The organism is Desulfobulbus elongatus DSM 2908 (genome assembly GCF_000621145.1).
Classification (GTDB): Bacteria; Desulfobacterota; Desulfobulbia; order Desulfobulbales; family Desulfobulbaceae; genus Desulfobulbus; species Desulfobulbus elongatus.
This window is the reverse complement of the sequence record NZ_KK211216.1, coordinates 93,130-112,334: the sequence shown is the minus strand read 5'-3', so window position 1 is coordinate 112,334 and position 19,205 is coordinate 93,130. Positions and strand designations below refer to the sequence as shown.

35 protein-coding genes are annotated in these 19,205 nt (G+C 50.2%); all 35 read left to right on the top strand.

Annotated elements, in window-relative coordinates; genetic code table 11:
* The coding region (locus Q362_RS0118390; RefSeq protein WP_028319802.1) for an EF-Tu C-terminal domain-related protein at positions 1-735 on the top strand (735 nt) is incomplete at its 5' end.
* A 14-nt stretch (positions 736-749) separates the two neighbouring features.
* A complete protein-coding gene (rpsJ, locus tag Q362_RS0118385; RefSeq protein WP_028319801.1) occupies positions 750-1,061 on the top strand; it encodes a 30S ribosomal protein S10 in 312 nt (103 codons plus the stop codon).
* A gap of 80 nt (positions 1,062-1,141) precedes the next feature.
* Positions 1,142-1,774 (top strand): 50S ribosomal protein L3, encoded by a 633-nt coding sequence (rplC, locus tag Q362_RS0118380; protein ID WP_028319800.1) that lies wholly within the window; start codon positions 1,142-1,144, stop codon positions 1,772-1,774.
* Between the two features lie 29 nt (positions 1,775-1,803).
* Entirely contained in the window at positions 1,804-2,427 is a 624-nt protein-coding gene (gene rplD / locus Q362_RS0118375) for a 50S ribosomal protein L4 (protein WP_028319799.1), read from the top strand.
* Positions 2,424-2,714, top strand: a complete 291-nt coding sequence (locus Q362_RS23300) for a 50S ribosomal protein L23 (protein ID WP_084313016.1) — start codon at positions 2,424-2,426, stop codon at positions 2,712-2,714. Before rplD ends, Q362_RS23300 begins: the two co-directional genes overlap by 4 nt.
* 50 nt (positions 2,715-2,764) lie before the next feature.
* Complete coding sequence (rplB, locus tag Q362_RS0118370) at positions 2,765-3,586, top strand: 50S ribosomal protein L2 (protein WP_028319798.1); 822 nt, start codon at positions 2,765-2,767, stop codon at positions 3,584-3,586.
* A gap of 18 nt (positions 3,587-3,604) precedes the next feature.
* A complete protein-coding gene (rpsS, locus tag Q362_RS23295) occupies positions 3,605-3,877 on the top strand; it encodes a 30S ribosomal protein S19 (protein ID WP_084313014.1) in 273 nt (90 codons plus the stop codon).
* Positions 3,878-3,917: 40 nt separating this feature from the next.
* Positions 3,918-4,250, top strand: a complete 333-nt coding sequence (rplV, locus tag Q362_RS0118365) for a 50S ribosomal protein L22 (protein ID WP_028319797.1) — start codon at positions 3,918-3,920, stop codon at positions 4,248-4,250.
* 54 nt (positions 4,251-4,304) lie between these two features.
* Positions 4,305-4,970 carry a 30S ribosomal protein S3 gene (rpsC, locus tag Q362_RS0118360; protein ID WP_028319796.1) on the top strand — a complete coding sequence of 222 codons (666 nt, stop codon included), beginning with the start codon at positions 4,305-4,307 and terminating at the stop codon, positions 4,968-4,970.
* Positions 4,971-5,021: 51 nt separating this feature from the next.
* Positions 5,022-5,438, top strand: a complete 417-nt coding sequence (gene rplP / locus Q362_RS0118355; protein WP_028319795.1) for a 50S ribosomal protein L16 — start codon at positions 5,022-5,024, stop codon at positions 5,436-5,438.
* Complete coding sequence (rpmC, locus tag Q362_RS23290) at positions 5,435-5,626, top strand: 50S ribosomal protein L29 (RefSeq protein ID WP_084313012.1); 192 nt, start codon at positions 5,435-5,437, stop codon at positions 5,624-5,626. The genes rplP and rpmC overlap by 4 nt, the downstream gene beginning before the upstream one ends.
* A 35-nt stretch (positions 5,627-5,661) precedes the next feature.
* Complete coding sequence (rpsQ, locus tag Q362_RS0118345; protein WP_028319794.1) at positions 5,662-5,916, top strand: 30S ribosomal protein S17; 255 nt, start codon at positions 5,662-5,664, stop codon at positions 5,914-5,916.
* A 62-nt stretch (positions 5,917-5,978) separates the two neighbouring features.
* Positions 5,979-6,347 carry a 50S ribosomal protein L14 gene (gene rplN / locus Q362_RS0118340; RefSeq protein WP_028319793.1) on the top strand — a complete coding sequence of 123 codons (369 nt, stop codon included), beginning with the start codon at positions 5,979-5,981 and terminating at the stop codon, positions 6,345-6,347.
* A gap of 39 nt (positions 6,348-6,386) precedes the next feature.
* Positions 6,387-6,722, top strand: coding sequence for a 50S ribosomal protein L24 (rplX, locus tag Q362_RS0118335; protein WP_028319792.1), 336 nt, complete (start codon positions 6,387-6,389; stop codon positions 6,720-6,722).
* 24 nt (positions 6,723-6,746) lie between these two features.
* Positions 6,747-7,289, top strand: coding sequence for a 50S ribosomal protein L5 (gene rplE / locus Q362_RS0118330; RefSeq protein ID WP_028319791.1), 543 nt, complete (start codon positions 6,747-6,749; stop codon positions 7,287-7,289).
* A 37-nt stretch (positions 7,290-7,326) separates the two neighbouring features.
* Positions 7,327-7,512 (top strand): type Z 30S ribosomal protein S14, encoded by a 186-nt coding sequence (locus Q362_RS23285; protein ID WP_084313010.1) that lies wholly within the window; start codon positions 7,327-7,329, stop codon positions 7,510-7,512.
* A 51-nt stretch (positions 7,513-7,563) separates the two neighbouring features.
* Positions 7,564-7,962 (top strand): 30S ribosomal protein S8, encoded by a 399-nt coding sequence (gene rpsH, locus Q362_RS0118325; protein WP_028319790.1) that lies wholly within the window; start codon positions 7,564-7,566, stop codon positions 7,960-7,962.
* Between the two features lie 32 nt (positions 7,963-7,994).
* Positions 7,995-8,537 carry a 50S ribosomal protein L6 gene (gene rplF, locus Q362_RS0118320; RefSeq protein ID WP_028319789.1) on the top strand — a complete coding sequence of 181 codons (543 nt, stop codon included), beginning with the start codon at positions 7,995-7,997 and terminating at the stop codon, positions 8,535-8,537.
* 26 nt (positions 8,538-8,563) lie between these two features.
* Complete coding sequence (gene rplR / locus Q362_RS0118315) at positions 8,564-8,929, top strand: 50S ribosomal protein L18 (protein ID WP_028319788.1); 366 nt, start codon at positions 8,564-8,566, stop codon at positions 8,927-8,929.
* A 50-nt stretch (positions 8,930-8,979) separates the two neighbouring features.
* Positions 8,980-9,492, top strand: coding sequence for a 30S ribosomal protein S5 (gene rpsE, locus Q362_RS0118310; RefSeq protein WP_035217220.1), 513 nt, complete (start codon positions 8,980-8,982; stop codon positions 9,490-9,492).
* 26 nt (positions 9,493-9,518) lie between these two features.
* Positions 9,519-9,698 carry a 50S ribosomal protein L30 gene (rpmD, locus tag Q362_RS0118305; protein ID WP_028319786.1) on the top strand — a complete coding sequence of 60 codons (180 nt, stop codon included), beginning with the start codon at positions 9,519-9,521 and terminating at the stop codon, positions 9,696-9,698.
* A gap of 3 nt (positions 9,699-9,701) precedes the next feature.
* The gene (gene rplO / locus Q362_RS0118300; protein WP_028319785.1) at positions 9,702-10,139 is read left to right on the top strand and encodes a 50S ribosomal protein L15; all 438 of its coding nucleotides are present in this window, start codon (positions 9,702-9,704) and stop codon (positions 10,137-10,139) included.
* Between the two features lie 3 nt (positions 10,140-10,142).
* On the top strand, positions 10,143-11,447 hold the full coding sequence (gene secY / locus Q362_RS0118295; RefSeq protein WP_028319784.1) for a preprotein translocase subunit SecY: 1,305 nt from the start codon (positions 10,143-10,145) through the stop codon (positions 11,445-11,447).
* A 6-nt stretch (positions 11,448-11,453) separates the two neighbouring features.
* Positions 11,454-12,266, top strand: coding sequence for a type I methionyl aminopeptidase (gene map, locus Q362_RS0118290; protein ID WP_084313008.1), 813 nt, complete (start codon positions 11,454-11,456; stop codon positions 12,264-12,266).
* A gap of 64 nt (positions 12,267-12,330) precedes the next feature.
* Positions 12,331-12,570, top strand: a complete 240-nt coding sequence (gene infA / locus Q362_RS0118285; RefSeq protein ID WP_028319782.1) for a translation initiation factor IF-1 — start codon at positions 12,331-12,333, stop codon at positions 12,568-12,570.
* A gap of 20 nt (positions 12,571-12,590) precedes the next feature.
* On the top strand, positions 12,591-12,704 hold the full coding sequence (rpmJ, locus tag Q362_RS23280; protein WP_081457946.1) for a 50S ribosomal protein L36: 114 nt from the start codon (positions 12,591-12,593) through the stop codon (positions 12,702-12,704).
* A gap of 45 nt (positions 12,705-12,749) precedes the next feature.
* Positions 12,750-13,118 carry a 30S ribosomal protein S13 gene (gene rpsM, locus Q362_RS0118280; protein WP_028319781.1) on the top strand — a complete coding sequence of 123 codons (369 nt, stop codon included), beginning with the start codon at positions 12,750-12,752 and terminating at the stop codon, positions 13,116-13,118.
* 48 nt (positions 13,119-13,166) lie between these two features.
* Positions 13,167-13,565, top strand: coding sequence for a 30S ribosomal protein S11 (gene rpsK, locus Q362_RS0118275; protein WP_028319780.1), 399 nt, complete (start codon positions 13,167-13,169; stop codon positions 13,563-13,565).
* 67 nt (positions 13,566-13,632) lie between these two features.
* Positions 13,633-14,262 carry a 30S ribosomal protein S4 gene (rpsD, locus tag Q362_RS0118270; RefSeq protein WP_028319779.1) on the top strand — a complete coding sequence of 210 codons (630 nt, stop codon included), beginning with the start codon at positions 13,633-13,635 and terminating at the stop codon, positions 14,260-14,262.
* A 23-nt stretch (positions 14,263-14,285) separates the two neighbouring features.
* A complete protein-coding gene (locus Q362_RS0118265; RefSeq protein ID WP_028319778.1) occupies positions 14,286-15,326 on the top strand; it encodes a DNA-directed RNA polymerase subunit alpha in 1,041 nt (346 codons plus the stop codon).
* Between the two features lie 48 nt (positions 15,327-15,374).
* Complete coding sequence (gene rplQ, locus Q362_RS0118260; protein WP_028319777.1) at positions 15,375-15,770, top strand: 50S ribosomal protein L17; 396 nt, start codon at positions 15,375-15,377, stop codon at positions 15,768-15,770.
* 43 nt (positions 15,771-15,813) lie between these two features.
* On the top strand, positions 15,814-16,611 hold the full coding sequence (locus Q362_RS0118255) for a YkgJ family cysteine cluster protein (protein WP_245590275.1): 798 nt from the start codon (positions 15,814-15,816) through the stop codon (positions 16,609-16,611).
* A gap of 220 nt (positions 16,612-16,831) precedes the next feature.
* On the top strand, positions 16,832-17,608 hold the full coding sequence (rpsB, locus tag Q362_RS0118250; RefSeq protein ID WP_028319775.1) for a 30S ribosomal protein S2: 777 nt from the start codon (positions 16,832-16,834) through the stop codon (positions 17,606-17,608).
* 133 nt (positions 17,609-17,741) lie between these two features.
* Positions 17,742-18,332: a translation elongation factor Ts gene (gene tsf, locus Q362_RS0118245; RefSeq protein ID WP_028319774.1), complete on the top strand. Its 591-nt coding sequence runs from the start codon at positions 17,742-17,744 to the stop codon at positions 18,330-18,332.
* Positions 18,333-18,414: 82 nt separating this feature from the next.
* Entirely contained in the window at positions 18,415-19,122 is a 708-nt protein-coding gene (gene pyrH, locus Q362_RS0118240) for a UMP kinase (protein ID WP_028319773.1), read from the top strand.
* The last annotated feature ends 83 nt before the right edge of the window (positions 19,123-19,205 follow it).

The following is a 19,205-nucleotide window of genomic DNA, read 5'->3' as shown; positions in this document are numbered from 1 at the left end:
GAGTTACGGGAGTTGTTGGACAAGTATGATTTTCCCGGCGACGAGATTCCGATCATCCAGGGTTCGGCACTGAATGCGTTGGAGTATCCGGAGGACGAGGTCAAGGCCAAGTGCATCTGGGATCTGATGGAGGCGGTGGACACGTATATTCCGCAGCCTGAGCGAGCGATCGACAAGCCGTTTTTGATGCCTGTTGAGGATGTGTTCTCCATATCGGGGCGTGGCACGGTGGCGACGGGTCGTATCGAGCGCGGCGTCATCCACGTGGGTGACGAGGTGGAGATCGTTGGTATCCGTCCGACGAGCAAGACGACGTGCACGGGCGTGGAGATGTTCCGGAAGCTGCTTGACGAGGGTCAGGCGGGCGACAACATTGGCGCCTTGCTTCGCGGCGTCAAGCGTGAGGAGGTTGTGCGCGGTCAGGTGCTGGCCAAACCCGGCTCGATCAAGCCGCACAAGAAGTTCAAGGCGGAGGCCTATATCCTGACCAAGGAAGAGGGTGGTCGTCACACGCCGTTTTTCAATGGTTACCGTCCGCAATTTTACTTTCGGACGACGGATGTGACGGGCGTGGTGACCCTTGAAGAGGGAGTGGAGATGGTGATGCCTGGTGACAACATCCACATCACCGGCGAGTTGATCACACCGATCGCCATGGAGGCGGGACTTCGCTTTGCGATCCGTGAGGGTGGCCGGACCGTTGGCGCTGGCGTTATCAGCGAAATTATCGAATAAGAGGAGATCCGATGATTCCTACGGATAAAATTCGTATCAGATTAAAGGGATACGATCATAAACTGCTTGATCTCTCGACCAAGGAAATAGTTGATACTGCCAGGCGCACGGGCGCAACCATTGTGGGGCCGATTCCGTTGCCAACCAGTATCAACAAGTACACCGTACTGAGGTCGCCCCATGTGGACAAGAAGTCCCGTGAGCAGTTTGAGATGCGAACCCATCGGCGCTTGTTGGATATTTTGGAGCCCACCCAGCAAACGATTGATTCGCTCATGAAGCTTGAGCTGTCGGCAGGAGTCGATGTGGAGATCAAGCTGCCCTGATGCCGCCCGGAGTCGAAAGTGCGGTTGAACGATAAACGTCCAATCATCCACGTGATGAAGAACTGAATTCAGGTAGACAGATGCCGAAGACGAAAGGATTATTGGGGCGGAAGGTAGGAATGACCCGCGTGTACGACGAAAACGGTCGTTCCATACCTGTCACCGTCATTGAAGCTGGACCTTGTACGATACTGCAGAAGAAGACAGTGGGAAAGGAAGGATACAACGCCATCCAGGTAGGCTTTATCGAAAAAAAGGAATCACGCTTGAATAAACCGGAAGCGGGACATTTCAAGCGGTCCGGCGGAAAAGGCTATTACCATATTAAGGAATTCAGGGTTTCTGATCCGGAAGCCTATGAAGTCGGACAGCAAATCACTCTCTCCGATGTTTTTTCCACTGGAGATCTTGTCGATATATCTGGAAAAAGCAAAGGCCGGGGATTCCAAGGTGTTGTGAGGCGGCATGGCTTTGCCGGTGGTCGGAAGACCCATGGCTCCAATTTTCACCGCGCTCCCGGATCTATCGGTTGCAGTGCATGGCCTTCCAGAGTGCTGAAAGGAAAACGGTTGCCAGGCCGTATGGGCAACGACGTGGTCACGCAAAAAAATCTGAAGGTCATCGACGTACGAACCGAGGAAAATGTTTTGCTGGTTCATGGCACGACGCCCGGCGCCACAAACGGCATCCTCAACATTTATTCAAAAGCGTAATCGCCGGAACTGCTTTTAAGGAGATTCTCATGGCAGTTTGTGATGTCTTAAATACTCGAGCCGAAAAAGTTGGCGAAATCGAACTCAACGACTCGCTGTTTAATGTGGAGATCAACACCGGGATTCTGCACGAGGTGGTTTGCATGCAGCGTGCGAATCGCAGAAGCGGCAATGCATGCACCAAGACACGCGGTGAAGTGAGTGGTGGTGGTGCCAAGCCATGGCGGCAAAAGGGAACAGGTCGGGCACGGTCAGGCAGCAGAACTTCCCCTGTTTGGCGTGGCGGTGGTACTGTTTTCGGTCCACAACCACGTGATTACAGCTACTCGATGCCAAAGAAGGTCAGAAGACTTGCCCTGAAAATGGCCATGAGTGCCCGCCACCAGGAAGGAAATCTTGTTGTTGTTGATTCGTTTGAATTGCCTGAGATCAAGACGAAAGATTTTGTCGGAATCATGAAGAATTTTCAGTTCGACAATTGCTTGATCATCACAGGGGATGTGGATGATAAAATGTCCTTATCCGCTCGGAATGTAGTTGGCTTCAATGTTTTGCCAGTTGCAGGACTCAACGTCTATGATATTTTGAAGCATTCCAAATTAATGCTGGTTCAATCAAGTCTTGCTAAAATTGAAGAGAGGCTGATGGCATGAAAGCAATATACGATGTGATTAAAAGTCCTTGCTTGACAGAAAAAGGTAATTTTCTTCAAGAGTCACAAAATAAGGTTGTTTTTGAAGTCGATGGTCGTGCCAATAAAATTGAAATCAAAAAGGCTGTTGAATCGCTTTTCAATGTTAAGGTTTCCAAGATAGCGACAGTCAATATGATAGGCAAACAAAAACGGGTAGGTGCTAAATCTACGGGTAGAACAAGTGATTGGAAGAAAGCATATATTACTCTTGCTGAGGGAAAGATCAATTTCCTTGATGAGCTTTGATCCAGATTGAACCGATTCAAATCAGCCGAGATTAGATTATAGGAATTGCAATGTCTATAAAAATCCACAAGCCGACATCACCTGGTAAGCGCCATCACGTTTCCGTGCAGCAGGATTTGCTGTCAGATAAGGAACCAGAAAAAGGACTCGTCACTACCTTGCAAAAGACCGGCGGACGGAATGTCTATGGTAGGATAACGGCTCGGCATAAAGGTGGCGGTCACAAGCGGAAATACAGAATTATTGATTGGAAACGAAACAAAACCGGTATCCCCGCCAAGGTTACCGCCATTGAATATGATCCCAACCGTTCGGCGAACCTAGCCCTGCTCACCTATGCTGACGGTGAAAAGACCTATATTTTGGCTCCCAATGGATTGGTTGTGGGCGATACGGTTATCTCGGGTTCGGGGGTTGACATTAAGTTGGGGAACTGTCTGCCCATGTTCAACATTCCTTTGGGCACGGTGATTCACAACATTGAAATGAAGATCGGCAAAGGAGCCCAGTTGGTTCGCTCAGCCGGTGCTGCTGCCCAGTTGATGGCAAAGGATGGCAATCAGGTGCTGGTCAAGCTGCCGTCCGGTGAAGTGCGGAAGTTTAATAAAGAGTGCCGGGCGTGTATCGGCCAAGTCGGTAATCCGGAGCACGGCAGCCAGAAGCTGGGCAAGGCCGGCCGGGCGCGTTGGAAAGGCATTCGTCCCTCGGTACGCGGCGTGGCAATGAACCCTGTTGACCATCCGATGGGTGGCGGCGAGGGAAAAAGTTCCGGCGGACGTCATCCGTGCTCGCCGTGGGGCATGCCGACAAAAGGCTTTAAAACAAGGAAACGTAAGACCTCTGATCGTGATATTGTCAACAAGCGGAGCTAGTGAAAGGAGAGAATATTTATGGCCCGATCAATAAAAAAAGGCCCATTTGTCGATGATCATTTGATCAGAAAGGTCGAGCAGGCACAAGAAACTGGGTCACGTAAAGTCATTAAAACCTGGTCTCGCCGTTCTGACATCCTGCCTGAAATGGTTGGACTGACCTTTGCGGTGCATAATGGCAACAAATTCATCCCGGTCTATGTGACGGAAAACATGGTAGGGCATAAATTGGGTGAATTCGCGCCGACTCGGACCTACTATGGTCATGCTTCGGATAAAAAAGGCAAATAGCCTTTCGATTTTACTGTAAGTCCCTTTCAGGAGTGAAACGATGGAGACGAGAGCCGTCGCAAAATATATTCGCATTTCTCCTCAAAAAGCACGTCTGGTTGCAGACGTCATTCGTGGAATGAATGCCGAGCAAGCGGTAACGACCTTACGCTTTATGCCTAAAAAAGCGGCAAGGATCATTCGCAAGGTGCTTGAATCAGCAGTGGCCAATGCAGATCAAATGGAATCGATTGATGTTGACATTTTGTATGTCAAGGAGATTACCATCGATGGTGGACCCATGCTCAAGCGTTTCAGTCCGCGCGCTCAGGGACGTGCTACGCGTATCCTCAAGCGAACGAGTCACATCACGGTAGTTGTTGCTGAGGCCTAGCCCCGTACAAGCGAAACATTTAGAGATTAACTGTAGAGGGAACGGAGGATCATCTTGGGACAAAAAGTTAATCCCATTGGACTGCGCATCAATATCACGCGATCGTGGGAATCCATCTGGTATGCTGATAAGGAATATGCCAACAATCTGCACCAGGATCAGCTTATTCGCAAATTCCTGAAACAGAGGTTATATCATGCCGGTGTTTCACGGATCGTGATCGAGAGAACAGGCGATAAAGTCAAGATTAAACTTTTTACAGCTCGCCCTGGTATTGTCATCGGGAAGAAAGGCACTGAAATCGAGGGGCTAAAAAAAGAACTTGAACAGAAGTTTAAGCGAATCTGTTTTATTGATATTCAGGAAGTCCGCCGTCCAGAAGCTGACGCTCAGTTGGTCGCCGAGAATATTGCCACACAGCTTGAGCGCCGCATCGCCTTCCGGCGCGCCATGAAGAAATCCATAAATTCTGCCCTCCGTTTCGGCGTGCAAGGTATTAAGATTTCCTGCTCCGGCCGGCTTGGCGGTGCGGAGATGTCGCGTACAGAGTGGTTTAAGGAAGGGCGGGTACCCCTTCATACTCTTCGTGCCGATATTGATTACGGCACTGCCGAAGCAAAAACGACATATGGAATCATTGGCGTTAAGGTTTGGATCTTTAAAGGTGAAATTCTTGCCGACTCCGAACCGATTGCTGAACAGATTTCGCAGACCAATTGATCTGCAATGGCGCAAATTCATCTGCGCGAAGCCCATTAGGAGTTCGAAATCATGCTAAGTCCTCGCAAAGTTAAGCATAGAAAGCAGTTCAAGGGAAGGATGCGCGGAGAAGCCTATCGCGGTTCCGATCTTGCCTTCGGTGATTTTGCCCTGAAAGCTTTGGGGTGCGGCCGGATGACCTCTCAGCAGATAGAAGCGGCCCGTATCGCTATTAACCGCAAGGTCAAACGTGGCGGGCAACTTTGGATTCGCATTTTTCCGGACAAGCCAATTACCAAGAAGCCCGCCGAGACCCGTATGGGGAAGGGTAAAGGATCGCCTGAATATTGGGTGGCAACCATTCATCCAGGAAGAATCTTATATGAAATAAAAGGGGTGCCTGAAGAATTAGCCCTTGAGGCCTTGAGACTGGCAAGTTTTAAGCTTCCCTTCCCGACCACAGTCGTCAGCAAGAGTAATTCGATATGAAAACAAAGGAACTCAGAACTCTTTCCATCGACGATCTTCTCAAAAAAAATGCCGAGTTGCGGGAAGATCTTTTTAAGTTACGATTCAAACACGGTATTCGTCGCCTTGAAAATCCAGCCAAGCTTGGCGTCCTGAGAAAGGATATTGCTCGAATCCAAACCGTGCTTGCAGAGAGAAATCAAAAATAGTTGCCTAACCTCAATCATTGTTTTTGGATATAAAAATGAGCGAACAAGTAAAGAAAACACGACAGGGCTTCGTTGTCAGTAATAAGATGGATAAAAGCGTCGTCGTGGTTGTCGAACGAAAGATACCGCATAAGCTTTACGGAAAATATATTCGGCAACAGGTAAAATATATGGCTCATGACGCCACGAACCAATGTCAAATTGGTGATCTGGTTTTGATAGAAGAATGTCGTCCGCTTTCTAAAAAGAAACGATGGTTGGTGCGTAATATTATTGAACGTGCCGCCTAAAGCGGCTTGCGAATAAACGAACAGCTTATAGTGTTGATTTGAGTTGATAATCGGGTGAGGTCATGATCCAGACAGAAACCGTTTTAAATGTTGCCGATAATTCCGGTGCCAAAAAAGTGCTCTGTATTCGAGTCTTGGGAGGCACCCGGAAACGATATGCTAGTATTGGTGACATTATTGTTGTCACAGTAAAAGAGGCGATCCCGCATGCAAAGGTCAAAAAGGGCGATGTATTGAATGCTGTTGTGGTGCGAACCGTTAAATCGATCAAGCGCCCCGAAGATACAAGCGTCAAATTTGATGAAAATGCTGCGGTTCTGTTGGCGAATAACGGTGAACCTATAGGCACGCGTATTTTTGGGCCGATTGCTCGCGAACTTCGTTCACTCGGCTTTATGAAAATTATATCCCTTGCTCCAGAAGTACTCTAATTGAACATTTATTATCAGAGCGATTGAGGAAATATAATCATGCGCCAAGGACACACGAACTTGCGGGTTAACGACAAGGTTGAAGTAATCACCGGCAAAGATAAAGGGAGAGTAGGCAAGGTATTACGCATTGACAGGGGAAGAGAACGGATCGTTGTCGAGCGTATCAATATGATAAAAAAACATCAAAAGGCAACGGCTGCTCAATCTGGGCAGATTGTTGAGAAAGAGGCGTCAATTCATATTTCAAATGTGATGCTCGTTTGCCCCGAATGTGCCGAAACGGTTAAAATTGGGAAAAAATTGCTGGAAGACGGAACGAAAGTTCGCGTATGCAAAAAGTGTCAAGCAACAATTGCGACTGCGAGCAAATAGCCTTGCCTGTTTACGGAGTACATAATGGCCACGCTAAAAGAACAATATGAAAATGAACTGAAAGAATCTCTTCAGAAACAACTCGGTGTAACCAATGTGATGGATATACCCAGAATTGAAAAAATTGTTCTGAATATGGGATTAGGGGATGCTGTTCAGAACCCCAAAGTGGTTGAGAAGGCCGCCCAAGAGCTTACTTTGATTGCTGGTCAGAAAGCCGTGGTGACAAAAGCAAAGAAGTCCATCGCGACCTTTAAGTTGCGTGCTGGCATGCCGATTGGAGCTAGGGTTACGCTCCGCAAAGACCGGATGTACGATTTTCTTTCCAAGCTCATCAACATAGCCCTGCCAAGGGTTCGCGACTTTCGGGGCGTCTCTCCCAAGGGGTTTGATGGTAGAGGTAATTTTTCCATGGGAGTGACGGAGCACATTATTTTCCCGGAGATTGATTATGATAAAATTGATCAGATCCGAGGTTTGAATGTCACCATCGTTACTTCGGCAAAAAATGATGAAAATGCCCGAGCTCTGTTGGACGCCCTCGGGATGCCATTTAAAAAGAAATGAATATTTGAAGAGTTCGTCTACTGTTGAGGAGGAATCTGTGGCAAAAAAATCACTCATTGCCAAGGCGAGTCGTAAGCCCAAATTTTCTGTACGCGCATATAACCGCTGCCCGCTCTGTGGTCGTGCTCGAGCTTACTTCCGTAAATTCGGGCTGTGTAGATTATGCTTCCGTAAGCTCGCATCTCAGGGCGAGATCACCGGAGTCACCAAGTCGAGTTGGTAAAGCTTGAGCGCTTGAGTTTCAAGTAGTCAATCCTAGCAAGAGGAACGTTCAATGTCCATGAGTGATCCGTTGGCAGATATGCTGACAAGAATACGAAATGCCACCAAATCGCGCTTTCGTTCAGTTGAAATGCCACTCTCGAATTTAAAGGTGAGTGTCGCCAATGTGCTGAAGAAAGAAGGATTCATTGAGGAATATCATGTTCTCGGGGATGGTCCTCAGGGCACATTGAAAATCGATCTGAAGTACGGGGCCAACAATGAACGCGTTATCAATGGTGTTCGCCGTGTGAGTAAGCCAGGGCACCGTCAGTATAAGCCGAGTGATAAGATCCCGAAAGTGATGAGCGGCCTTGGTGTCGCCATTCTGACCACTTCTCAAGGGGTAATAACCGATAAGGAAGCGCGACAGTTGAACGTGGGCGGTGAAGTGCTGTGTGAAATTTGGTGAAATACGAAAGTATTTTGTAAAAGGAGAGAGGAATGTCCAGAATCGGTAAACAACCGATACCAGTTCCCAACGGTGTCAAGGTTGAGATACAGGGGACAAATATTAAGGTTTCGGGGAGCAAGGGGATTCTTGAGCGATCAGTCCGTCCTGAAATTGAGGTCAAGCTTCAAGACAATCTTGTGTTGTGTACTCCGAAAGGCACGAGTAAGCGAGTCATGGCTTTTTGGGGGATGACCCGTTCTCTGGTGAACAACATGATCGTGGGGGTTGATCAGGGGTTTTCAAAAAAACTCGTGGTCGAGGGGGTCGGATACAGGGCAAGTGTTGCCGGCCGGACGCTTTCATTGAATGTCGGCTACTCCAGCACGGTAGATTTTGTTTTGCCTGAAGGTGTTTTGGCCACAGTCGACAAAGACAATTCAATTGTTTTGCAAGGTATCGATAAGGAACTCGTTGGCTTGACCGCTGCACAAATCAGGAGTATTCGAAAACCTGAGCCCTATAAGGGGAAAGGTATTCGCTATGACAGCGAACACATCGTCCGCAAGGTCGGCAAGGCGGGCGGTAAAAAATAATATCATCACATACGTGGTCAATTAGAATGGCTAAGACGAACCCAAAAGTTACTGCAAGGAAAAAGCGGGTGCAGCGTATCCGCGTTAAAATCACCGGGACTGCTGAACGACCTCGAATGAGTGTGTACCGGAGCAATCGGCACATTTACGTGCAACTCATCGACGACACGCAAAGCCAGACCTTGGTCGCACTGTCCACCGGAGACAAGAACTTCGATGACAGTGAGTTGAATGGAAAATGTGAACAGGCCAAAAAGATCGGCCTCCTTATAGCCGCCAAGGCGAAGGCTGCGGGAATTGACAGGGTTGTCTTTGATCGCGGTGGCTATTTGTATCATGGTCGCGTCAAGGCGTTATCCGATGGCGCACGCGAGGGCGGGCTGGAGTTTTAGCGGATCTTGTTCTATGGTTGATCGATTACATAACCAAACGGGGGTGTTTCTTGGCTGAGTTTAAGCGAGCAAAGGAAGGGGTTCAGGAAGAGCTCATCGAAAAAATAGTGTATATCAACCGTGTTGCTAAGGTTGTCAAGGGCGGTCGTCGTTTCAGCTTCAGTGCCATCGTTGTGGTGGGAGATGGAAACGGCAAGGTTGGTTATGGCCTCGGCAAAGCCAACCAAGTGCCTGAAGCCATTCGCAAGGGGATCGAACAGGCGAGGAAAGATATGCAGAATGTCTCGCTGACGACTGTTTCCATCCCCCATGACATTGTTGGCAAGTTTAAATCAGGCAGTGTCATGCTCAAGCCCGCTTCAGACGGTACCGGAGTCATCGCCGGTGGTGCCGTTCGCGCCGTTCTTGAGGCAGCAGGTGTACAGAATATCCTGACAAAATGCCTTGGCTCGAATAACCCGCACAATTTGGTGAAAGCAACCCTGGACGGTTTAAGGAAGTTGAGAACCGCTGAGCAGATTGCCAGGCTACGCAACCAGAGGGTCGAGGAGATGGTTGCCTGATTAGTTCATTACAGGAAGATCGCATCATGAAGGATACAATCACCTATTCGCAGATAAAAAGCTATATCGGCAGCACCAAGGCTATCCGGGCAACTCTTATCGGACTCGGGCTCACAAAGATGCACAAGACTGTGACCAGAAAAGATACACCCGAGTTACGCGGAATGCTTTCCAAGGTGCTGCACCTTGTCAAAATCGAGGGGTAACAGATGCTCACATTGAATAATCTTGCACCAAGTGAGGGAGCCCGGAAAGCCAAAAAACGTGTCGGGCGTGGTCCGGGGAGCGGTAGCGGCAAAACGGCGGCCCGTGGTCACAAAGGAGCGCGCGCGCGTTCGGGTTACAGCGCCCGGCCCGGTTTTGAAGGCGGGCAGATGCCGCTTCATCGTCGGCTTCCAAAAAGAGGGTTCAACAACATTTTTAAGCAAGTCTGCAACTTGGTTTCGTTGGACCAGCTTAATACGTTTGATGCTGGAAGCATTGTCGATTACGCAGCTTTGGTCACCGCCGGTTATGTGAAAAAGGCCGGTCCCGTCAAGGTGCTGGCGAATGGCGAAATCAACAAGGCGCTGACGGTGCAGGTTGACAAGGTCAGCCAAGGGGCAAAAGAAAAAATAATTGCCGCCGGTGGTTCGGTCGAGGGGTAACGGATGAGCGGTCTCATCAGCGCAGCCAGTATACCGGAGTTACGCAAGAGAGTGATTTTCACTCTCTTGATGCTTTTGGTCTACAGAATGGGGGTGCAAATTCCCACGCCCGGTATCAATGGTGATGCACTTGCGGCTTTCTTTGAGAAAAATGCGAGCACACTGTTTGGTATGTTCAACATGTTTTCCGGAGGTGCGCTGGAGAATTTCTCAATTTTTGCCTTGGGGATCATGCCATATATTTCGGCTTCAATTATCATTCAATTGTTGACCGTTGTTGTTCCTCAACTTGAATCGCTCTCAAAAGAAGGTGAGGCCGGGAAAAGAACAATCACCAAATATACTCGATACGGAACCGTCGTTCTTTCCGTGATTCAGGGATTTTTCATCGCCACTGGTTTGGAAAGCATGACAAGCCCGAACGGTGTCCCTATCGTTATTGATCCCAGTCTTCAATTCAGGTTGATGACGGTTTTGACGCTTACTTCCGGTACCGCGTTTATTATGTGGCTCGGAGAGCAGATGACGGAACGAGGTATTGGCAACGGCATTTCCATGATCATTTTTGCCGGTATTGTCGCCCGGATGCCTGCGGCAGTCGGCAATACGGTCGAGTTGATCAAATCAGGCGAACTGTCCCTGATTTTTTTGCCGATCATCGTGGTCATGATGTTTTTGGTGGTCGGATTCATTATTTTTGTGGAAACATCACAACGACGTATTCCCATTCAGTATGCTAAGCGTGTTGTCGGCAGGCGTGTCTACGGTGGTCAATCTTCGCATTTGCCGTTGAAAATTAATGTTTCGGGTGTCATCCCTCCAATTTTTGCCTCGTCGATCATGATGTTTCCGGCAACCATTGGATCTTTTATCCACATTGATTGGGTGCAACGATTTTCTGCCGCACTTTCACCGGGAACCGTCTATTACTACACCATGTATGTCGGTATGATCGTCTTTTTTTGTTTCTTTTACACCGCTGTCACGTTCAAGCCGGACGACGTCGCCGAGAATCTGAAAAAGAACGGAGGATTTATCCCGGGTATCAGGCCCGGGAAAAAGACAGCGGAATTCCTTGATCACGCTCTCGTCCGACTTACTGTCGTGGGAGCTGTCTATCTGAGTGCGGTGTGCGTCATGCCGACGTTGCTCATTCAACAGCTTAATGTTCCTTTTTATTTTGGAGGAACGGCGCTGCTCATTGTTGTGGGAGTCTCAATAGACACCATCGCTCAGATCGAATCACACCTGGTCATGCGGAATTACGATGGATTCATGAAATCCGGCCGCATCAGAGGAAGGCATTGAGTTGTTGTGGCGAACAGTTATTCCGATCACGCGATTACACTAAAGACGCCGGAAGAAATCGAGTTGCTCTTCCAGGCGAATCAAATTGTCTCCGGTGTTCTCGGGCTGTTGGAGACGAGGGTCGCTGAAGGGATCTCGACGTTTGAGTTGGATCGACTGGCGGAGGAGTACTGCTGCGATCATGGCGCACAGCCCGCATTCAAGGGATATAAAGGTTTTCCTGCGAGTCTGTGCGCATCTGTGAACGAAGAGGTCGTGCATGGCATCCCGTCGAAGAAAAAAATCCTTCGCCAAGGCGACATTGTTTCTCTGGATTTTGGTGCGCGCTACAAAGGATTTTATGGTGACGCAGCCGTCACCGTTGCCGTCGGGACCGTAGCGGCGCAGGTCGCACTCTTGATCGAAGTGACGAAGACTGCGCTGCAGAAAGGTATTGCGCAGGCCAGAGTGGGCAACAGAATCGCTGACGTGTCCCGCGCCGTTCAACAGCATGTTGAGGCGCATGGATTTACGGTTGTCCGCCAATTTGTTGGGCATGGCATTGGCGCTCAGTTGCACGAGCCTCCGGAGGTTCCGAATTTCTACCAGCGGCAGGCATCACCGCGGATAATGGAAGGCATGGTTTTGGCCATAGAGCCGATGGTCAATATGGGCGGGGCCAAGGTCAAGATCCTGCAAGATCAGTGGACAGTGGTGACAGCTGATCGAAAACCCTCAGCGCATTTTGAGCACTCCGTGGCCATCGGCTCCGAAGGGCCGAGAATTCTCAGTTTGAAGCCATCGGGCGGTGTGTTGCCGTCGGCAGTTAAAAATGCTTGAAAAAACAACCATAGTCCGATAATAGTTACAGCTTCGTTCGATCGATCAGGAGTAGCGGAAATTTATGGCAAAAGAAGAGGCCATCGAAGTCGAAGGAACCATCATCGAACCTTTGCCCAATGCCATGTTTCAAGTTGAATTGGACAATGGGCATAAGGTATTGGCGCATATTTCAGGGAAGATGCGCATGCATTATATAAAAATTCTACCCGGTGATAGGGTGACAGTTGAACTCTCTCCTTACGACTTGACAAGGGGAAGAGTTACTTTTCGCGCGAAAGGCGGGAAGGGGAAAAACAAATAAAATACAGTTTGAGGCGCGCTATGAAGGTCCGGTCATCTGTCAAGAAGATATGCAGCGAATGCAAAATTTTAAAACGGAAAGGTGTCGTTCGGGTTGCCTGTGCGAATAAAAAGCATAAGCAGCGTCAAGGATAATTCCTTGTAACTAATCTGAGCAAGTTTTGATAAAGGAGCACGAATTTGGCACGTATAGCTGGCGTGGATTTACCGCGCAACAAACACATGGATCGAGCGCTGACCTATATTTACGGCATTGGTTTAACGACGGCTCGCCAAATTCTCGATAAGGCGGATCTTCCTTATCAGATGAACAGCGATGATCTGAGTGCTGACGATGTCAACCGAGTTCGGACCATTATTGAAAACGAATATGTTGTCGAGGGTGACCGGAGACGTGAAGTATCCATGGATATTAAACGGCTCATGGATCTCGGCTGCTATCGGGGACGACGTCATAGAAGAGGGCTGCCTGTCAACGGACAAAGAACAAAGACAAACGCCCGTACACGGAAAGGTCCCCGCCGCGGGGCCGCAGTTCGAAAAAAATAACGGTCATTTCATCGAAGGCTTTGCTAGGACGGGTCATCAGGAGAAAACATGGCAAAAGCAGGTAAGGTTAACGTAAAAGTTAAGAAAAAAGACAAAAAGAACGTTTCTGAAGGGATCGTATTCATCTATTCGACGTTCAACAATACTGTTGTCACCGTTTCTGACCGCCAGGGCAATACCTTGTCGTGGGCGAGCGCCGGCGTTCTTGGTTTCAAGGGATCGAGAAAATCAACCCCTTTTGCGGCGCAGAATGCGTTGAGCGATGCTGTTGCCAAGGCGAAAGAGCACGGATTGCGCAAAGTCGAGGTGCGAGTCAAGGGACCTGGACCTGGACGTGAAGCGGCGTTGCGTGCCTTAACGACAGTCGAGCTTGATGTTACCCGCATCATTGATGTCACCCCATTGCCTCACAACGGCTGTAAGCCTCCCAAAAGAAGGCGTGTGTAAGCTGTCTTTCATTTTCATCCGTTATTGATGTCTTGTTGGTATCCAAGGCAATTATTGGAGGTATAAGTTGGCTAGATATACAGGAGCATCCTGCAGACTCTGCAGACGAGAAAATCTGAAGATGTTTCTCAAGGGAGATCGTTGTTATTCGGACAAATGCGCCTTTGAAAGACGTTCATTTGCTCCGGGCCAGCATGGCCAGAACCGGTTCAAGAAGGTTTCTGACTATGCCGTTCAGCTCCGGGAAAAGCAGAAAGTCAAACAAATGTATGGCATGTTGGAAGCCCAGTTTCGTCGGTATTTTGAGAAGGCCGACAGAGCGAAAGGAGTAACCGGCGAGATTTTGCTGATCATGCTGGAGCGCAGATTTGACAATGCCCTCTATAGAGCAGGTTTTGCGAGTTCGCGTGATCAGGCGCGTCAGATGGTTCGGCACAATCTGTTTACGATCAACGGAAAAAAAGTCAACATTCCTTCCTATCAGGTCAAAGCGGGCGATGTCATTGCCTTGAAGGAAAAAAATCAGAAAAATCCGATTATCGTGGATAATCTCGAAGGCGCCGTCCGTCGTGGCCTGCCCAGTTGGCTTGAACTTGATCAAACAAAATTTCAATGTGTTGTTACCGCATTGCCAAACCGTGATGAAATAACGATGCCCATTCAGGAGCAACTCATTGTCGAGTTGTATTCCAAGTAACTTTCTATCGTTATAGGTATTGCATGGCACAAGAAATACGGGATGAAAATCCCTTTTACAATAACTGGCATACTCTCATCGTTCCCGAAAAGCTTGAAGTTGATGAGGGTTCACTGACCAACCGTTACGGTAAGTTTGTCTGTCAGCCTTTGGAACGAGGGTTTGCAACCACCATTGGCAACTCCCTTCGGCGGATCATGCTTTCTTCCATCCGGGGTGCGGCCATTACCTCTGTCCGGTTGAATGATGCCCTGCATGAATTTACCACCATCGACGGTGTGCATGAGGATGTTGCTGAAATAATTCTCAATTTAAAACAAGTTCGGTTGAAGCTCAACGGACCCGATGCCCGGACGGTCCTGCTTGAAAAAGTAGGTCCGGGGAAGGTCTACGCCGGCGACATCAATGGTGGCGCGTACGTCGAGGTCATGAATCCCGAGTTGGTCATTTGCACGATCACCAGTGAAACGACCTTTCGCGCCGAACTTGAGGTGCATTGGGGCAAGGGCTATGTCTCAGCCGAATACAACAAGAAGGACGGACAGCCAATAGGCGTCATTCCCGTTGATTCGGCATTCTCACCCATCAAGCGGGTGCAGTACGTTGTCAGTCAGGCCCGGGTTGGTCAGCAAACTGATTATGATCGCCTGACGATGGAGATTGAAACCGATGGCAGTGTTGAACCTCAGAACGCCTTGGCGTATGCTGCCAAGATTCTGAAGGAACAGATGACGATCTTCATCAATTTCAACGAAGAGATTGCCAAGGCACCGGATAATGCCGATGGAGATGATGACGGTAAGGCCTATCCGCCCTTTTTGGATAAAAACGTTGAAGATCTTGAACTGTCGGTTCGGTCCGCTAATTGCCTGAAAAACGCACAGATTCAGTATATTGGCCAGCTGGTCACCAAGACTGACGCCGAAATGCTGAAGACGAAAAACTTTGGCCGCAAATCGTTGAACGAGATCAAGGCGCTGCTGGCCGAACATAATTTAACCTTGGGGATGAAGTACGACGGATGGGTGGTTCCGGAAAAGCGGGAAGATAAACCTGAGGAATAATCTTTTTTTCGCCCGGGATAATTTTTGCTAACGACGAAAGGATAGACCATGAGACATAGAAAAGCTGGCCGTAGACTTGGCCGAACTTCTTCACATCGTGATGCCATGTTACGGAATATGGTCACTTCGCTACTTGATCAAGAGCGCATCGTAACCACTGTCGCGAAAGCGAAAGAGGCCCGGCGGGTGGCCGAACAGATGATCACGCTTGGGAAAAAGGGCGATTTGCATGCGCGGCGGCAAGCGCTGGCCTATATTCGTTCCAAGAGCATCGTTGCCAAACTGTTTGATCAATTGAGCAGTCAATACGCCGAACGAAAGGGAGGCTACACCCGTATCATTCGCACAGGTTCGCGGATGGGTGACGCCGCACCGATGGCTATTCTCGAACTGGTTGATTATAGCGAATCCACGGGCGAGGCGAGCGTCGAGCAAACGCAATAAACGTGGAGCCGTTTTCATTTGATCCGAGCTGGCATGAGTATTCATGCCAGCTTTTTTTATCTATGCGTATACTGCGATGGATTGTGCCCCTCTTCTGCCTCCAGACCGCACGTTGATTGCGGATGGAACCTTCCAGTTCCATTGTCATCCCGAGGTGAGTTGCTTTCGCACCTGCTGCTGTAATGTGGACATGCTGTTGTTTCCCTATGATGTCGTTTTACTGAAGAATCATCTCAAGATGCACTCATCGGAGTTTCTCCGTACCCACACGCGCCTGTGCGCGGGGAGCCATCCCTTTTTTCCCGGATTGCAATTGACCATGCGGGAGGATGGGCAACGTTCTTGCCCTTTTCTCACCGAATCCGGGTGCGGCGTGTACGCAAATCGTCCCTCGGCGTGTCGAACCTATCCCCTCGAACGGGGCGTTGAACATCCCGGTCGCGGTCAGGCGCTGCGCGTCCACTATTTCATGACACACCACCCGTATTGCCAGGGGCATTTTGAAAACCGCCGCTATTCCATCCGCCAGTGGGAACGGGACCAGATGCTCGATGAATGTAACCGGTACAACGATCAATGGGCTGAGATGGATGCGCTGTTTGCCTCCAACCCCTGGGCCGGCGAGGGGACCGCAGGGCCGTATCAGCAACTCGCATTCATGGTGTGTTATAATATTGATGACTTCCGTTCCTATGCGGAAAAGCACGACCTTCTCGCCCGTTACAGACTTACCAAGGACGAACGGCGCCGAATCATGAAGGATGATGGCGCCCTGTTGCGTTTCGGCTTTGATTGGCTGACAACTGTTCTGGGTGGAGGCGGGAAGCTGGCCGGGAGATAAGCCGTGGTCGGCTCTTGTCCCATGCGAAGTCGGCGAGGCAACAAGCCGCTCTTGAAATTCATGATTTATCGTGATAAGAAGAAGGGTTCATTTTGCAGACGCCGGTATCTGATCAAGGGCCGGCTTCATCACACACATCCCCTTGAACGGCTCTTTGGTGTTCCCCCGTTGGGTGGAATTGGCCGAGGGATGGAGGAAAAACCAAAACAGAGGAGTAGCTATGACAACGGTCACGATGCGGCAGATGCTTGAGGCGGGACTTCACTTCGGTCATCAGACCAGGCGGTGGAATCCGAAGATGAAACCCTACATTTACGGTCCCCGGAACGGCATTTATATCGTCAATCTTGACATCACCATGAAGCTGTTCAAAAAGGCATACGGCGCCATGGTCGACACCGTCGCCAACGGCGGGTCGGTACTTTTTGTCTGCACCAAGCGGCAAGGGCAGACCATCATTCAGGAAGAAGCCAATCGTTGCGGCATGTTCTACATCAATCATCGCTGGCTTGGCGGCATGTTGACCAATTTCCAGACCATCCGGCACTCCGTTGATCGCCTTAAGAAAATCGAGGCCATGCAGGCCGACGGATCGATCAACCGCTTTCCCAAAAAGGAGGTGTTGCAGATGGAAAAAGAACGGGTCAAACTTGACCGCAACATCGGCGGGATCAAAAACATGCGCAGCCTGCCGGACGTGCTTTTTGTCATTGATCCGAAGAAGGAAGATATTGCCGTGGGCGAGGCCAACAAGCTCGGTATTCCGGTGATCGCCCTCACCGATACCAACTGCGACCCGGATGGGGTCGATTTTGTCATTCCCGGCAACGACGACGCGATCCGCGCCATCAAATTGATCACTTCGATGATGGCCGAAGCGGCCCTTGAGGGAAAAGCGCGCCGGGGCGAAGAAACCGATGCCAATGTCGACGAGTTGGAAGCGGCCATGACCACTGGCATCGAGGATGAGCTGGCGGCAAAGATGGACGAGGAATAAAGCGGCCGCTGCTGGAAGCGGACGTCGTTGCGGAAGGAACCGGCGGAACATGCATTTTTTGCCGGTTCCTCTCTGCCATACTGAAATACGTTTGTGTTCTGCTGAAAATCAGTTTTGGGAGAAGGAGAGGAACGTGACTATTACAAGCCAGATGGTGAAGGAACTGCGCGATAAAACCAATGCGGGCATGATGGACTGCAAGAAGGCATTGACGGAAACCGCGGGTGACATGGAGAAAGCTGTCGACCTGTTGCGGCAAAAAGGTCTGGCGGTCGCCGCCAAGCGTGCCGGCCGCGAAACCAAGGAAGGGGTGGTGGAATGCTACATCCATGCCGGCGGCAAGCTGGGCGTGATGGTGGAGGTCGGCTGCGAAACCGATTTCGTCGCCAAGACGGATGATTTCAAGGCCTTTGCCAAAAATGTCGCCATGCATATCGCCGCCGTCAATCCGGTTGCCGTCACCCGGGAGGAGGTGCCCGCCGATATCCTGCAGCGGGAAAAGGACATTTACGTCAATCAGGCGCTTGAATCAGGCAAACCCCAGCAGATCGTCGATAAGATCGTTTCCGGCAAGATTGAGAAATATCTCGCCGAGGTTTGCCTGATGGAACAAAAATATGTGAAGAATCCTGACTTGACCGTTCAGGATCTGCTGAATGAACTGGTCGCCAAGATGGGCGAGAATATTTCGATCAAGAAATTCGCCCGGTTCCAGATCGGATAACGGATATTTTTTGGAGAGTGACGCCGGTCAGGGACAGACTCGTCCCTGACCGGCGTTCGGATACGTCGCAGGGGGCGGCAGGATGAAATTCAAACGTGTGCTCTTGAAAATCAGCGGAGAAGCGCTGATGGGCGAGAAGGCCTATGGGATCAGTCCCGATGTGGTCAAATTCCTGTCTCAGGAAATCCAGGCCCTGCACAATCTCAGGATCGAACTGGCCCTTGTGATCGGCGCCGGCAATATCTTCCGCGGGGTTGCCGGAGCGGCCAGCGGCATGGACCGGAGTTCCGCGGACAACATGGGCATGCTGGGCACGGTGATGAACTCGCTGGCGGTGCAGGATGGGCTGGAAAGCCTGGGCATACCGACCAAAGTGATGTCGGCCATCACCATGCTCAACGTGTGCGAGCCGTATGAGCGCCTGAAGGCGCTTGAGCATCTGGAGCGGAAACGGATCGTCATCTTTGCCGCCGGAACCGGCAATCCCTATTTCACCACCGATACCGCGGCCGTTCTGCGCGCCCTGGAAATCAAGGCCGACGTGATCATGAAGGCGACCAGGGTGGACGGCGTCTACGACCGTGATCCGGAGAAAGACGCCAATGCCGTCCGGTATCATACCCTGACCTACTCCACGGTCCTGCGCGACGATCTCAGGATCATGGATGCCGCGGGCATTTCCCTGGCCCGGGATAACAACCTGCCGATCTTCGTTTTTGACATGACCAAGCCGGGCAACATCGTCAAGGCGGTCATGGGCGAGGACGTCGGCACGCTCATCTCCAATTAACCCAACAGGTTTCCGGCGCAACCCGGAAGGCGCGGCCACGACCTTGGCGGGTGCCACATTCTCTACGGACCGCAAGTGCTGGA

What these genes read in the sequence shown, in the direction of transcription:
- rplC (WP_028319800.1), top strand. Translation starts at nt 1,142, where the DNA reads ATGCCGAAGACGAAAGGATTATTGGGGCGGAAGGTAGGAATGACCCGC.
- rplD (WP_028319799.1), top strand. Translation starts at nt 1,804, where the DNA reads ATGGCAGTTTGTGATGTCTTAAATACTCGAGCCGAAAAAGTTGGCGAA.
- Q362_RS23300 (WP_084313016.1), top strand. Translation starts at nt 2,424, where the DNA reads ATGAAAGCAATATACGATGTGATTAAAAGTCCTTGCTTGACAGAAAAA.
- rplB (WP_028319798.1), top strand. Translation starts at nt 2,765, where the DNA reads ATGTCTATAAAAATCCACAAGCCGACATCACCTGGTAAGCGCCATCAC.
- rpsS (WP_084313014.1), top strand. Translation starts at nt 3,605, where the DNA reads ATGGCCCGATCAATAAAAAAAGGCCCATTTGTCGATGATCATTTGATC.
- rplV (WP_028319797.1), top strand. Translation starts at nt 3,918, where the DNA reads ATGGAGACGAGAGCCGTCGCAAAATATATTCGCATTTCTCCTCAAAAA.
- rplP (WP_028319795.1), top strand. Translation starts at nt 5,022, where the DNA reads ATGCTAAGTCCTCGCAAAGTTAAGCATAGAAAGCAGTTCAAGGGAAGG.
- rpmC (WP_084313012.1), top strand. Translation starts at nt 5,435, where the DNA reads ATGAAAACAAAGGAACTCAGAACTCTTTCCATCGACGATCTTCTCAAA.
- rpsQ (WP_028319794.1), top strand. Translation starts at nt 5,662, where the DNA reads ATGAGCGAACAAGTAAAGAAAACACGACAGGGCTTCGTTGTCAGTAAT.
- rplN (WP_028319793.1), top strand. Translation starts at nt 5,979, where the DNA reads ATGATCCAGACAGAAACCGTTTTAAATGTTGCCGATAATTCCGGTGCC.
- rplX (WP_028319792.1), top strand. Translation starts at nt 6,387, where the DNA reads ATGCGCCAAGGACACACGAACTTGCGGGTTAACGACAAGGTTGAAGTA.
- rplE (WP_028319791.1), top strand. Translation starts at nt 6,747, where the DNA reads ATGGCCACGCTAAAAGAACAATATGAAAATGAACTGAAAGAATCTCTT.
- rpsH (WP_028319790.1), top strand. Translation starts at nt 7,564, where the DNA reads ATGTCCATGAGTGATCCGTTGGCAGATATGCTGACAAGAATACGAAAT.
- rplF (WP_028319789.1), top strand. Translation starts at nt 7,995, where the DNA reads ATGTCCAGAATCGGTAAACAACCGATACCAGTTCCCAACGGTGTCAAG.
- rplR (WP_028319788.1), top strand. Translation starts at nt 8,564, where the DNA reads ATGGCTAAGACGAACCCAAAAGTTACTGCAAGGAAAAAGCGGGTGCAG.
- rpmD (WP_028319786.1), top strand. Translation starts at nt 9,519, where the DNA reads ATGAAGGATACAATCACCTATTCGCAGATAAAAAGCTATATCGGCAGC.
- rplO (WP_028319785.1), top strand. Translation starts at nt 9,702, where the DNA reads ATGCTCACATTGAATAATCTTGCACCAAGTGAGGGAGCCCGGAAAGCC.
- secY (WP_028319784.1), top strand. Translation starts at nt 10,143, where the DNA reads ATGAGCGGTCTCATCAGCGCAGCCAGTATACCGGAGTTACGCAAGAGA.
- infA (WP_028319782.1), top strand. Translation starts at nt 12,331, where the DNA reads ATGGCAAAAGAAGAGGCCATCGAAGTCGAAGGAACCATCATCGAACCT.
- rpmJ (WP_081457946.1), top strand. Translation starts at nt 12,591, where the DNA reads ATGAAGGTCCGGTCATCTGTCAAGAAGATATGCAGCGAATGCAAAATT.
- rpsK (WP_028319780.1), top strand. Translation starts at nt 13,167, where the DNA reads ATGGCAAAAGCAGGTAAGGTTAACGTAAAAGTTAAGAAAAAAGACAAA.
- Q362_RS0118265 (WP_028319778.1), top strand. Translation starts at nt 14,286, where the DNA reads ATGGCACAAGAAATACGGGATGAAAATCCCTTTTACAATAACTGGCAT.
- rplQ (WP_028319777.1), top strand. Translation starts at nt 15,375, where the DNA reads ATGAGACATAGAAAAGCTGGCCGTAGACTTGGCCGAACTTCTTCACAT.
- Q362_RS0118255 (WP_245590275.1), top strand. Translation starts at nt 15,814, where the DNA reads ATGCCAGCTTTTTTTATCTATGCGTATACTGCGATGGATTGTGCCCCT.
- rpsB (WP_028319775.1), top strand. Translation starts at nt 16,832, where the DNA reads ATGACAACGGTCACGATGCGGCAGATGCTTGAGGCGGGACTTCACTTC.
- pyrH (WP_028319773.1), top strand. Translation starts at nt 18,415, where the DNA reads ATGAAATTCAAACGTGTGCTCTTGAAAATCAGCGGAGAAGCGCTGATG.